This window comes from Blastococcus sp. KM273129, assembly GCF_021698995.1.
In the GTDB taxonomy this organism is placed as follows: domain Bacteria; phylum Actinomycetota; class Actinomycetes; order Mycobacteriales; family Geodermatophilaceae; genus Blastococcus.
Genome location: NZ_SSXB01000010.1, coordinates 23,373 through 35,271, shown reverse-complemented (window position 1 = coordinate 35,271; position 11,899 = coordinate 23,373). Strand labels below are relative to the sequence as shown.

Here is an 11,899-nt window from a genome sequence, read left to right as displayed (position 1 = left end):
GTGCTCCCTCCTCCTTCACCGGCGTGCGGCACCGGCGGCCACCTCCGCGACGTCGACGCGGCATCCCTGCTGCAGCACCATGGAGAGCCGGCGCACCGCCGATGCATCGGTGAGCGGGTCCCCGTCGACCACCAGCAGGTCGGCGTGCTTGCCGACGGCGACGCTGCCCAGCCGGTCGTCGACGCCGAGCCAGGCGGCCGGCACGGTGGTCGCGGCGGCCAGCGCACCGCGGGCGCCCAACCCCAGCTCCGCCATCAGGCCGTACTCCCACGCCGTGGCGTTGGTGCCGTCGATCCGCCAGAACGGCGGCAGGTCGCTGCCCAGCATGACCGGGACCCCTGCGTCCAGGGCCATCCGGTAGCTCTCGACGTGCCGGGGCCCAGCTCCGAGGGCGCGCTGCTGCATCCACGCGGGGACGCCCAGCTCGTCGAAGAACTCACCGCACCGGCTGACCCCCAGCGTCGGGACGAGCGCGCAGCCGTGGCTCGCCATGGCCGCGGCCGTCTCGGGGGTGAGCTGGTAGCCGTGCTCCACGCAGTCGAGGCCGAGTTCGACCGCCTCGAGGATGACCGGCGCCGGGCCGGCGTGCGCCGTCACCTTGCGGTTCCACTCGTGCGCCGTGGAGATGACCGCCGCCATCTCGTCCGAGGTGAGCTGGCGGGTGTCGATCGACTCGTGCTCCCCTGCGATCCCGCCGGAGATCATCACCTTGATCAGATCTGCGCCGGCACGGATCTGCTCCCGCGCCCCGCGGCGGAAGCCGTCCGCCCCGTCGCACTCCAGGGTGGAGCTGGTCTCGTGACCGTGACCGCCGGTGCAGACCAGCGCCCGCCCCGCGGTGTAGATCCTCGGCCCCTGCGCCCGCCCCGCCTCGATCGCCGCACGCAGTGCGAAGTCGGCGTGGTCGCTCTCCGCGACGCACCGGACGGACGTCACCCCGCACAGCAGCGAGCGGCGGGCACCGTCGGCCATGTAGAGGACGAGCTCGTGCGGCGTCATCGCGGCGATCTGCGCACCGAGCGGGCCGGGGAGGGCCAGCGACAGGTGCGTGTGCATGTTGAACAGGCCCGGCATCACCGTCCGGCCGGCGAGATCCAGCTCCGGCGGCCGGTCCGCCGCCGCCAGCTCCTCGCGCAGCTCGTCGAGGACCCGGTCCCGCGGCCCGACCGCGCGGATCGTCCCGTCGTCCACCCAGACGGCGGCGTCCTCCAGCAGGACGTCGCGATCGGCGTCGGCGACGTGGCACTGCGAGAGCAGCACCGAGGTGCGCTGCATGGGGGTACCTCCCTGGTCGCGGATGGTGGTGCGGCCGGGGGCCGCGGCGGGTCAGGCCAGGACGTCGGCCGACGTGTCGTGCGCGTAGCCGTGCGCCGCGGCCACGGGCTCGCTCACCAGTCGTCCACCGACGGTGCTCAGTCCCTTGGCGAACGCCGGATCGGCGGCCAGCGCCGTCCGCCAGCCGCCGTCGGCCAGCGCCGTCACGTACGGCAGCGTCGCGTTGGTGAGCCCGTAGGTGGACGTGTGCGGCACGGCACCAGGCATGTTCGCCACGCAGTAGAACACCGAGTCGTGCACCCGGTACACCGGGTCGGCGTGCGTGGTGGGTCGGGAGTCCTCGAAGCACCCGCCCTGGTCGATCGAGATGTCGACGAGCACGGAGCCCTGCCGCATCCGGCCGACCAGCTCGTTGCTGACCAGCGTGGGGGCCTTGGTGCCGGCGACGAGGACGGCACCGATCACCAGGTCGGCCTCGCTCACCGCGTTCTCCACCTCGAAGCTGTTGGACGCGACGGTGCGGCAGCGGCCGCCGAAGACGGCGTCGACCTCTCGCAGCCGCGCCAGGTCGCGGTCGAGCAGCGCGACGTCGGCGCCCATGCCGAGCGCGACGGTGGCAGCGTTGCGTCCGGAGACACCGGCGCCGATCACGACGACCTTCGCGGGGCGCACACCGGGGACGCCGCCCATGAGCACACCCCGGCCGCCGTCCTGCCGCATCAGGTAGTAGGCGCCCACCTGGGCGGCGAGCCGCCCGGCCACCTCGCTCATCGGGGCGAGCAGCGGCAGGCTGCGATCGGCGAGCTGCACCGTCTCGTAGGCGATCGACGTCGTCCCCGCGGCCAGCAGGGCGTCGGTGCACTCCCGGGACGCGGCCAGGTGCAGGTAGGTGAAGAGGACCTGGTCGGGACGCAGCAGGCCGTACTCGGCGGCCACCGGCTCCTTGACCTTGAGCAGCAGGTCCCCGGCCGCCCAGACCTCCTCCGCGGTGTCCAGCACCTTGGCACCGGCCGCCGCGTAGGCGTCGTCCGGGATGGATGACCCGACGCCGGCGCCACGCTGGACGAAGACGTCGTGCCCGCGTCGCACGAGCTCGTCCACCCCGGACGGCGTGATGGCCACCCGGTACTCGTGGTTCTTGATCTCCGTGGGGATGCCCACTCGCACGGTCTGCTCCCGGTGATTCGAAGGGGTGTGGCGGAAGAGGTGGTCAGCCGGCGGCCGGGCGCCGGAGGTGGTGCCCTGTCACGGCCGCCCGGTCAGGAACCGGCGCGCGTTCCCGGACAGCAGCTGCCGCCGCTGCTCGCCGGTCAACCCCGCCTCGTGGACGACCGCGCCGACGGGGCGCTCACCCAGCGGGTAGGGGTAGTCGGAGCCGACCATGACCCGGTCGGCCCCGAGCGTCTCGACGAGCATCCGGAGCGCCGGCGGGGCGAACACCACCGAGTCCACCGAGAACCGGTCGAGGTACTCCGACGGCGGACGCGACGACTTCCCCCGGACGACGTCGCCGCGGCGGTGCCACGCGTTGTCGAGGCGGCCGAGCCAGAAGGCGAACGAACCGCCCCCGTGCGCGAAACAGATCCGCAACGACGGCGGGACCTGATCGAAGACGCCCCCGAGCACCATCGCGAGCACCGACAGGTGGGTCTCCGCGGGCATGCCGGTCAGCCACCGCGCCATCCAGCGGTCCAGCCGCGGGCCGCCGGGCATGTCCCAGGGGTGCACGAACACCGGGACGCCCAGCGACGCGGCGTGCTGCAGGAAGGTGACGACCCCTGCGTCGTCGAGGTCCCGGTCGCCGACGTGGTTGCCGATCTCGACCCCCCGGTGGCCGGCCGCCAGAGCCCGCTCCAGCTCGGCGCACGCCGCGTCGGGATCCTGGAGGGGCACCTGGCAGAAGGGGACGAGCCGTCCCGCCGAGCCGTCGGTCAGCTCGAGGGCGAGGTCGTTGAAGATCTCGCAGACCCGGGCCGCCTGGGCAGCTGGGCGGTCGTAGGAGAAGAAGACCGGCGTCGGCGAGACCACCTGGACCGCGACACCGTCGCCGTCCATGTCGCCGAAGCGGGTCGTGGCATCCCAGCACTCGGCACCGATGGGGCGGAACTCCGTCTCACCCACCATGATCATCGCCTCGCGCTCGGAGTCGATGCGCAGGGAGGGCCACGTGCCCGGCCCGCAGGCGGCGGCGAGGTCCGGCCAGCCACGGGGCACGAAGTGCGTGTGCACGTCGATCACCTGGCCGTCGCCGGCCTCCGCGATCCCGCCGGGCTCCCCCGTGGCGTTCACCGCCACCGCCGCGCTCCTGCGCCGACGGACGCCACAGCCGCAACCGCCCCGACCGCCGCGGCCGCCACCAGCCGCCGCTGACGCCGCACGCGCCGGACCACCTCGGCGTAGGGCACCGTCGTGAACGACACCAGCTCGTAGCGGGTGCGGTACTCGGGCAGCCACTTCTCCAGCAGGTGCTCGGCACGGGTGGTGAGCTGGAAGATCCGCGAGTTCACCTTGTCCCGCATCTCGGTGAAGTTGTCCGCGGCCATGCCGGCGATGGCCGCGGCGTTCTCCCGGCGCGCCGCCTCGAACAGCGGCAGGGCCCGGGCGAGGTCGTCGCCGGTGCTCTCCAGCACCTGGTCGAGGGCGACGCAGTCCTCGAAACCGGCGTTCGCGCCCTGCCCGAAGAACGGGAGGATCGCGTGCGCGGCGTCGCCCATCAGCAGGAACCGCCCGTCGTGCTGCCAGGGCGACGTGTGCAGCGTCCCCAGCGGGCCGATCGGGTTGTGCAGGTAGTCCGCCACGTGGTCCGGCGACAGCGGCGGGACGTCCGGGTAGTGGCGCTCGAAGTGCTCGCGCACCTGCTCGGCCGTGGTGATCGCGGCGAAGCTGCCCGGCCCCTCGAGGGGCCAGAAGAGCGTGCAGGTGAAGGAGCGGTCGGGGTTGGGCAGGGCGATCATCATGGACCCGCCGCGTGGCCAGATGTGCAGCGCGTCGGGGTCCATGGCGAACTCCCCCTCCCGGGCGGGGATGGTGAGCTCCTTGTAGCCGTAGGGCTGCCAGTCCTCCTGGGCGGTCACCACGCCGGCGGCCATCAGCGCCTGGCGCACGGCCGAGCCGGCGCCGTCGGCGCCGACCACCAGGTCCGGCGTCGCCTCGACGGTGCCGTCGGCGGTCTGAAAGGTCAGCCTCGAGGTGGTGACGTCCAGCCCCGTGAGCCGGTGGTCGAACAGCACCGTGACGTCGGGGGCCTTCTCCGCGGCGTCGAGCAGCGTCGCGTTGAGGGCTGCGCGGCCGATCGAGTTGATGTGCTGGCGCCCGTCCGCGGAGTAGGAGCGGAAGGTCTGGCTGCCGTCCACGCCGTGGAGCATCCGCCCGTGCATGGGCAGGGCCGGGGCCATGACCTGATCGGCCAGGTCCAGCCGGCGCAGCGCGTCGAGGCCCCGCTCGGAGAGCGCCAGGTTGATCGAGCGCCCCCGCTCCGCAGCGGTCACGCGGGGGTCGGGACGACGCTCGTAGAGCGTCACGCGGTAGCCGCGACGCGCCAGGAAGCAGGCCGCGAGGCAGCCGACGAGCCCGGCGCCGACCACCGCCACGGATCGCTGCGCCGCCGGCTCGGGAGCGGCGGGGAGCCGGTCGCTCATCGGGGGGCCACCTCCTTGGCCAGCGCGACGGCGGCGCGCCAGCAGTCGTGGAACGTGACGTACATGGGGACGGGAGCGAACCGGACGATGTCCGGCTGGCGGGCGTCGGCGATCACCCCGTGCCGGACCCGCAGCGCGTGGGTCAGCTCCTTGGCGGTCCGGCCCTCGACCCGGACCGAGAGCTGGCTCCCCCGGGCAGCGGGGTCGCGCGGCGTGACCTGGGTCAACGGGCGGTCGCAGAACACCTCGTCGAACAGCGACTCCAGGTAGGCGGTCAGCCGGGTGCTCTTGGCGCGCAGCGCCGCCATGCCGGTCTCGTCGAACATCTCGAGGGAGCTGCGGACCGGCCCCATGGCGAAGATCGGCGGGTTGGACAGCGCCCAGGCGTCGGCGGTGGCGGGCGGGTCGGCCACGGGCGCCATCTGGAAGCGCGTCGACTCCCGGGTCGTCCACCAGCCCTCGAACCGCGGCCGCCCCCCGGTCAGGTGGCGCTCGTGGACGAAGGCGCCGGCCACCGCGCCGGCGCCGCTGTTCAGGTACTTGTAGGTGCACCAGGCGGCGAAGTCGACCCCCCACTCGTGCAGCGCGAGGGGGACGTTGCCCGCGGCGTGCGCCAGGTCCCAGCCGACGACGCACCCGGCCTCGTGCCCGGCACGGGTGATCGCCGGCATGTCGAGCAGCTCACCGGTCAGGTAGTTGACCCCGCCGAACACCACGACCGCGTGCTCGGAGCCGTGGCGGCGGAGGAAGTCCACGACGTCCTCGGTGCGCAGGTTCTCCTCCCCCTCCCGGGGGCGCATGCGCGTGACCGTCTGGTCCGGGTCGAGCCCGTGGAAGGTCGCCTGGCTGCGCACCGCGTAGCTGTCGGAGGGGAAGGCGCTGTCCTCGATGAGGATCTTCCGGCGAGCACCTTCCGGGCGGTAGAAGGAGACCATCAGCAGGTGGAGGTTGACCGTCAGCGAGTTCATCGCCACGACCTCCTCCGGCCGCGCGCCGACCAGACGAGCCATCGGCTCCCGCAGCAGCGCGTGGTAGGGCAGCCAGGGACGGCTGCCCTCGGTGTGGCCCTCCACCCCCCACCGCGCCCAGGCGTCCATGTCCTCGAGCAGCTCCACCGAGGTGCGTCGCGGGCGCAGGCCGAGCGAGTTCCCGGCGAAGTACGCCGTCTCGGGGTGGTCCCCGCCGTCGGCCGGCGGGACGTGGAACTCCGCGCGCCGGCTGCGCAGCTCGTCGGCCGCGTCCAGGGCGCGTGCCTCCTCCTCGCGGGCGAGGAGGTCGGCGAGCAGGTCTCGCCCGGCGGGCCGGGCGGTCACGGTCTCGGTCTCGGACACCGGCGTCACACCGCCGTCCGTGCGGACCAGACCTCGGGGAAGACGACACGGGCCAGGCTCTTGGCCAACCAGTACGTCCCCGAGGAGCCCCCCGAGCCCACCTTGTCCCCCATGCCCCTGCGGACGGCGAGGAGGTGCTTGTGCCGCCAGTCGGTGAAGGCGGTGGAGATGTCGGTCAGGACCTCGGCCAGCTCCCACAGCGGGTCGCCGTCCTGCTCGCGCGTGTAGATCTGCAACCAGGCCGCCTCGACCTCGGGACGGGGCGCGTAGTCCTGGCCGAAGTCGCGGTTCACGACGTCGTCGGGGATGTCCATCCCGCTGCGGGCCAGGGCCGCGATCGCGTCGTCGTACAGCGAGGGACCTTCGAAGGCCTCCATCAGGGGCTCGTAGACGGCCGGGTTGCTCCGGTACAGCTCGGTGAGCCGGCGCTGCTTGATGCCGAGCAGGAGCTCCAGCCGGCGGTAGGCCCAGGACTGGAAGCCCGACGCCACCCCCAGGGTGTCGCGGAAGCGGTTGAACGCCATGGGCGAGAGCCAGTCGATGGTCGACCAGGACGCCACGAGCCCCTCGAACTGCCGGACGGAGCGCCGGAGGACCGCGACGGCACCCCGGACGTCGTCCTCGCGCAGGTGCTCCTGCGCCAGCTCCCACTCGAACCGGAGCTGACCGAAGTACAGCTCCATGATCTGCGATGCGACGAGGAAGGCCCGTTCCTCGGGCACGTCGGTCATCGTGTCCTGGATGCCGTGCAGCACGTCGGTGCGCACGTAGTGGTCGTACGGGGTCGCACCGTCGAAGGACATGTGCGGCTTGCCGCCGGTCGCCTCGGCGAGGGCTGCGCGGCTCTCGGCGGTCGCCGTACCGACGGAGCGCCGGCCCTCGACCTCGCTCGCCGGCCCCCTGTCGTGCTCTTCCACGGTCACTGTCGGCCCTCCTTCACGGGGAGAAGTCTGGCCAGGTGCATGCCGTCCGGGAATGGCGAGCGAGGGTCGTATAGTCGTCCGGACCTTTCGATCGGAAGGTCGCAGCCGCAAACGACTTTCGCGTCGTGGAGGGGGGTCCGAAGGCCTTGGACGCCACGGACTGGGCGATCCTCGCCGAGCTGCAGGACGACAGCCGGCTCTCCTTCAGCGAGCTCGGCCGCCGGGTGCACATGTCCTCGCCGGCCGTCGCCGAGCGCGTCCGCAGGCTCGAGCAGGACGGGGTCATCACCGGCTACCACGCCACCGTCGACCTCGAGGCGGCCGGTTGGAGCGTGCTCGCGCTGGTGCGCATGCAGTGCTTCGGGCCCCGGTGCATCCTGCAGCACGCCGAGAGCGTCGTGGCCTGGCCCCAGGTGCTGGAACTCCACCGCGTCACCGGCGACGTCTGCTGCGAGCTGAAGGTCGTGGCCGCCTCGATGCCGGCCTTCGAGGCGGTGGTGGACCGGTTGGCCGAGTACGGCCAGCCGTCGTCGACCCTGGTGCTCTCCAGCCCGCTCAGCCGAGGCCGGGTCCACCGGCCGGAACCGTGAGCGGGCGGCCGCCCGCTCGGCGAGCCGGTCAGACCGCGGCGAGCCCGTCCAGGGCGGCCGGCACGGCCGGCCAGACGTCGCTGTCCGGATCGATCAGCGCGAAGTGGCCCGCCGGGACGGTGGTGAGCACGGCACCGGGGTTGCACCGGCGGTAGGCCTCGCTGAGCACCACGGGGACGACGTCGTCGTCGGTGCCGTGGAGGAGGTGCACGGCGGCGACCGCGGCGGGCAGCCGCGCCGGGTCCAGGTCGGTGCGGGCCGGCGCCGGACAGCCGAGGAAGGCCGGCACCGCGTCGGTGTCGAGGGCCAGGGCGGCCGCCAGGCCGAGGTCGGCCACCGGCGCGAGAGCCAGGACGCCGACGACGTCCTCGGACGCCGTCGCCGCCGCATGCAGCGCCAGGTGACCGCCCGCCGAGTGCCCGGCCAGCAGGAGCCGGCCGCCCCCGTGCGCCGCGGCCAGGTCGGATCTCCGCACCTCCCGCAGCGCCGCGCGGACGTCGGCGACGGTGGCGTCGGGTCGGCCGGGGATGCGCCGGTACTCCGGCGTCACCGTCGTCCAGCCGGCGTGCGTTAGCGCGTCGGTCATCGGGCGCACGTGCGCCCGGTCGTACTCGGGGCGCCAGAAGCCGCCGTGCAAGAGGACGACGAGCGGGCGCGCGGTCGCCGCCGGACCACCGATCCGCACGTCGCACACCTGCTCGTCGCCAGCGCCGTAGCGCAGGACGAGGTCCGGTCCCGGAGCCGGGCGCGCCAGGACCGAGCGGTCCTCCGGCCGGACCGGCTCCGGGACCCGGACGACGTCCACGCCGCTCAGGCGTTCGCCGGGGTCCCGGTGACCGGGCGCAGGTGCTCCGGCCACTGCTTGCCCGGGTGGAGAGCGCCGCAGTTGCCGCACGTGCGCGCCTGCTCGTCCGACAGGAAGGTCTCGAACACCGGCGGCAGGTCGTCGACGATCGACGTCAGCTGCAGCTCCGCCCGGAAGATCCGGTGGTTGCACTCCATGCAGTAGTACTCGACGGCGTCCCGCTGCCCCTGCGGACGCGCGAACTCGACGACCAGGCCGATGCTGCCCGGCTCGGGACGCTGCGGCGAGTGCTTGACGTGCGGCGGGAGCAGGAAGATGTCGCCCTCGCGGATGTGGACGTCCGTGGGCGGCTGCCCCTCCTCCTCCATCACGCGGAGCACCATGTTGCCCTTGAGCTGGTAGAAAAACTCCTCGATCGGGTCGTCGTGGAAGTCGGTCCGCTGGTTGGGCCCGCCGACGACGGTCACCATCAGGTCCGCGTCCTCCCAGACCTGCACGTTGCCGACCGGCGGCTTCAGCAGGTGCTGGTGCTCCTCGATCCACGACTGGAAGTTGAAGGCCTTGAGTTCGCGCGGGTCGGGCATGTGCGGGTTCTCCTCTTCGTGGTCGGCCGTGGTGCGGTTCAGCCGCGGTCCGGGAGGACCGCGACAGCCTGGATCTCGATGAGCAGGTGCGGGTGGGGCAGCTCCGCGACGGCGACCGTCGTGCGGGTCGGGCCGTCCTCGTCGAAGTGCTCGGCGTAGACGGCGTTGTAGGCGTCGAAGTCGGCCATGGACACGAGGTAGGTCGTCACCTGGACCAGGTCCCTCGTCGAGGCGCCCACCGAGGCGAGGATGTCGGCGATGTTGGCCAGGACCTCTCGGGTCTGGACCGCGATGTCGAGGACGACCTCCCCGTCGTCCCCGCGCTCGGCCCCCGCGATCGTGTCGTCCGGTCGACGGCTGCTCGTGCCCGACACCCAGGCCATCCCCCGGGCGACCTTCACGTGCGGGAACCGCCCGCGGGGCGTCGCCTTGCCGGCGACGGTCACCGCGCGGTCGCCGGTCATCGGGCTTCTCCGGAGACCTCGATGCGCACCGACCCCAGCCCGTCCACGCGCCCCACGACGCTCGTGCCGGCGGTGAGCGGGACGGCGGCGGTGGCTGCGCCGGCCAGGATCACCTGACCGGCGCGCAGCCGGAAGCCACGCCGGCGCGCCATGCCCGCCAGGGCCGGCAGCGCCTCGAGCGGGTGGCCGAGGATGGCGTCGGTGGTCCCGGTCTCGGCGACCTCGCCGTCGACGGAGAGCGCCACCGGCAGCCCGCCGAGCTCTCCGGCGTCCCGCAGTGCCGTCCACGGGCCGATCGCGAAGCCGGCAGCCGAGGTGTTGTCGGCGACGACGTCGGCGAGGGTGAAGCAGAAGTCCCGGTAGCGCGAGTCGATGATCTCCAGCGCCGGTGCCACCGCGTCCACGGCCGCGAGCAGGTCGTCGTCCGGGGAGACGTCGCGTGCCAGGCGGTAGGCGACCTCGGGCTCCACGCGCGGGTGGATGAGGCGGGGCAGGTGGACGGCGCCACCGTCGGGCACGTGCATGTCCGAGGTCAGGCGGCCGACGATGACGTCGGAGACGCCCATCTGCGCCATCTTCGCCAAGCTGGTGAAACCGAGCTTCCAGCCGACCTGGCGGGCGCCCCGGTCCAGCCGGCGGGCCACCAGCGCCTCCTGGACGGCGTAGGCGGCGTCGACGTCGGTGGCCTCGGCGTTCACGACGTCGTGGACGCCGGTGACGGCGTCGTCCAGGCGGTCGACCAGCGCGTGGTCCACGCGCGGGGTCGTGGTCACAGCTTCACGCACACGTTCGTCTGCTCCGTGTAGAACTCGAGCGAGGACTGCCCGCCCTCGCGGCCGATGCCCGACAGCCCCGTGCCGCCGAAGGGCGAGCGCAGGTCGCGCAGGAACCAGGTGTTGACCCAGCTGATGCCCACCCGCAGCCGCTGCGCGACCCGGTGACCGCGCTGCAGGTCCGTGGTCCAGGTCGCCGCGGCCAGGCCGTACTCGGTGTCGTTGGCCAGCGCCACCGCCTCGTCCTCGGTGTCGAACGGCACCAGCGCCGCGACCGGTCCGAAGATCTCCTCGTGGAGGACGCGGTCGTCCTGCGGCAGGCCGGTCCACAGCGTCGGCTCGATCCACGCGCCGCCCTCCAGGTCGGCGCCGAGGTCGGGGATCCCCCCGCCCACCAGTTCCGTGGCCCCCGACTGCCGGGCCAGCTCCAGGTAGGACAGGACCTTCTCCCGGTGCCCCCGGCTGATCAGCGGGCCGGTCGTGGTGTCGTCGTCGTCCGGGCGGCCCAGGCGGAGAGCCCGCGCCGCGGCGGTCAGCCGCTCGGCGACCTCGTCGAAGACGGGGCGCTCCACGTACACGCGCTCGGTGCACAGGCAGACCTGCCCGGTGTTGGCGAACACCGAGCGGGTGAGGCCCTCGATCGTCGCGTCCAGGTCCGCGTCGGCGAAGACCAGTGCGGGGTTCTTGCCGCCGAGCTCGAAGGACAGCGGCCGCACCCGCGGCGCGACCGCCCGCATGATCGCGCTGCCGGTCGCCGAGGATCCGGTGAAGGTCACGCCGTCGACGCCCGGGTGGGCGGTGAGCGCCTCGCCGGCCGAACCGGGCCCGAAGCCGTGCACGACGTTGTAGACCCCGTCGGGGACGCCCGCGTCCTGCAGCACCTCGGCCAGCAGCGTGGCGGTGGACGGCGTCTCCTCCGACGGCTTCACTACGACGGCGTTGCCGCAGGCCAGCGCCGGCGCGACCTTCCAGGTCAGCAGCAGGAGGGGCAGGTTCCACGGCACGATGACCGCGACGACGCCCAGAGGGGAGCGCACGGCGTAGTTGAGCGCCCCCCGGCCGTCGGGCGTCTCGGTCTGGTAGGAGGTCAGCCCGGCCGCCGAGATGGTGTCGGCGAAGGACCGGAAGTTCGCCACCGCCCGGGCGACGTCCAGCGCACGGGCCTGGGTGACCGGCTTGCCGGTGTCGGCGACCTCGGCCGCCACGAACTCCTCGAACCGCTCCTCGATGCGGTCGGCGACGCGACGCAGGAGCGTCGCCCGGGCGGTGACCCCGAGGCGGCCCCACGGGCCGGCCAGGGCGCGGCGAGCCGCGGCCACCGCGCGGTCGACGGTCGCACCGTCGGCCTCGTGGACACGGGCCACGACCGAGCCGTCGACCGGGTTGAGCTTGACGAACAGCTCACCGGTCTCGACCCGCTCGCCGTCCACCACGTTGGGCAGGGTGGGTCCTGCGGACCCCGTCCCTGGTCGGACGGACGCCGTCGTCTGGGTCACTGGCGATCCACCTGTTCAGC

At 73.3% G+C, this 11,899-nt stretch carries 12 protein-coding genes; 1 reads left to right on the top strand and 11 read right to left on the bottom strand.

Going from position 1 to position 11,899, the window contains the following annotated elements; genetic code table 11:
* Nucleotides 1-15 precede the first annotated feature (15 nt).
* From E9565_RS04635 to E9565_RS04610, 6 genes are all read right to left on the bottom strand, one after another.
* The gene (locus E9565_RS04635) at nucleotides 16-1,275 is read right to left on the bottom strand and encodes an amidohydrolase family protein (RefSeq protein WP_236834197.1); all 1,260 of its coding nucleotides are present in this window, start codon (nucleotides 1,273-1,275) and stop codon (nucleotides 16-18) included.
* 51 nt (nucleotides 1,276-1,326) lie between these two features.
* Nucleotides 1,327-2,436 (bottom strand): alanine dehydrogenase, encoded by a 1,110-nt coding sequence (ald, locus tag E9565_RS04630; protein WP_236834196.1) that lies wholly within the window; start codon nucleotides 2,434-2,436, stop codon nucleotides 1,327-1,329.
* A gap of 84 nt (nucleotides 2,437-2,520) precedes the next feature.
* The gene (locus tag E9565_RS04625) at nucleotides 2,521-3,570 is read right to left on the bottom strand and encodes an amidohydrolase family protein (protein WP_236834195.1); all 1,050 of its coding nucleotides are present in this window, start codon (nucleotides 3,568-3,570) and stop codon (nucleotides 2,521-2,523) included.
* A complete protein-coding gene (locus E9565_RS04620) occupies nucleotides 3,561-4,913 on the bottom strand; it encodes an NAD(P)/FAD-dependent oxidoreductase (RefSeq protein ID WP_236834194.1) in 1,353 nt (450 codons plus the stop codon). Before E9565_RS04620 ends, E9565_RS04625 begins: the two co-directional genes overlap by 10 nt.
* Entirely contained in the window at nucleotides 4,910-6,244 is a 1,335-nt protein-coding gene (kynU, locus tag E9565_RS04615) for a kynureninase (RefSeq protein ID WP_236834193.1), read from the bottom strand. Before kynU ends, E9565_RS04620 begins: the two co-directional genes overlap by 4 nt.
* A 5-nt stretch (nucleotides 6,245-6,249) precedes the next feature.
* Nucleotides 6,250-7,161 (bottom strand): tryptophan 2,3-dioxygenase, encoded by a 912-nt coding sequence (locus E9565_RS04610; RefSeq protein ID WP_236834192.1) that lies wholly within the window; start codon nucleotides 7,159-7,161, stop codon nucleotides 6,250-6,252.
* 152 nt (nucleotides 7,162-7,313) lie between these two features.
* Between E9565_RS04610 and E9565_RS04605 the strand changes: the two genes are divergently transcribed.
* Complete coding sequence (locus E9565_RS04605; protein ID WP_236834191.1) at nucleotides 7,314-7,757, top strand: Lrp/AsnC family transcriptional regulator; 444 nt, start codon at nucleotides 7,314-7,316, stop codon at nucleotides 7,755-7,757.
* A gap of 28 nt (nucleotides 7,758-7,785) precedes the next feature.
* On the opposite strand, the gene E9565_RS04600 is transcribed toward E9565_RS04605, so the two are convergent.
* Genes E9565_RS04600 through E9565_RS04580 form a run of 5 tightly spaced genes read right to left on the bottom strand, consistent with a single transcriptional unit; the run spans nucleotide 7,786 to nucleotide 11,816 of the window.
* Nucleotides 7,786-8,562, bottom strand: coding sequence for a S9 family peptidase (locus E9565_RS04600; protein ID WP_236834190.1), 777 nt, complete (start codon nucleotides 8,560-8,562; stop codon nucleotides 7,786-7,788).
* A gap of 5 nt (nucleotides 8,563-8,567) precedes the next feature.
* Nucleotides 8,568-9,146, bottom strand: a complete 579-nt coding sequence (locus tag E9565_RS04595) for a 3-hydroxyanthranilate 3,4-dioxygenase (protein WP_236834189.1) — start codon at nucleotides 9,144-9,146, stop codon at nucleotides 8,568-8,570.
* Between the two features lie 38 nt (nucleotides 9,147-9,184).
* Nucleotides 9,185-9,610, bottom strand: coding sequence for a RidA family protein (locus E9565_RS04590; protein WP_236834188.1), 426 nt, complete (start codon nucleotides 9,608-9,610; stop codon nucleotides 9,185-9,187).
* Nucleotides 9,607-10,383 carry a 2-keto-4-pentenoate hydratase gene (locus tag E9565_RS04585; protein WP_236834187.1) on the bottom strand — a complete coding sequence of 259 codons (777 nt, stop codon included), beginning with the start codon at nucleotides 10,381-10,383 and terminating at the stop codon, nucleotides 9,607-9,609. The genes E9565_RS04590 and E9565_RS04585 overlap by 4 nt, the downstream gene beginning before the upstream one ends.
* Nucleotides 10,380-11,816 carry a 2-hydroxymuconic semialdehyde dehydrogenase gene (locus E9565_RS04580; protein WP_236834186.1) on the bottom strand — a complete coding sequence of 479 codons (1,437 nt, stop codon included), beginning with the start codon at nucleotides 11,814-11,816 and terminating at the stop codon, nucleotides 10,380-10,382. Before E9565_RS04580 ends, E9565_RS04585 begins: the two co-directional genes overlap by 4 nt.
* Nucleotides 11,817-11,899 lie beyond the last annotated feature (83 nt).

Coding starts and splice junctions, on each gene's coding strand:
- E9565_RS04620 (WP_236834194.1), bottom strand. CDS start 4,913: ATGAGCGACCGGCTCCCCGCCGCTCCCGAGCCGGCGGCGCAGCGATCC.
- E9565_RS04635 (WP_236834197.1), bottom strand. CDS start 1,275: ATGCAGCGCACCTCGGTGCTGCTCTCGCAGTGCCACGTCGCCGACGCC.
- E9565_RS04595 (WP_236834189.1), bottom strand. CDS start 9,146: ATGCCCGACCCGCGCGAACTCAAGGCCTTCAACTTCCAGTCGTGGATC.
- E9565_RS04590 (WP_236834188.1), bottom strand. CDS start 9,610: ATGACCGGCGACCGCGCGGTGACCGTCGCCGGCAAGGCGACGCCCCGC.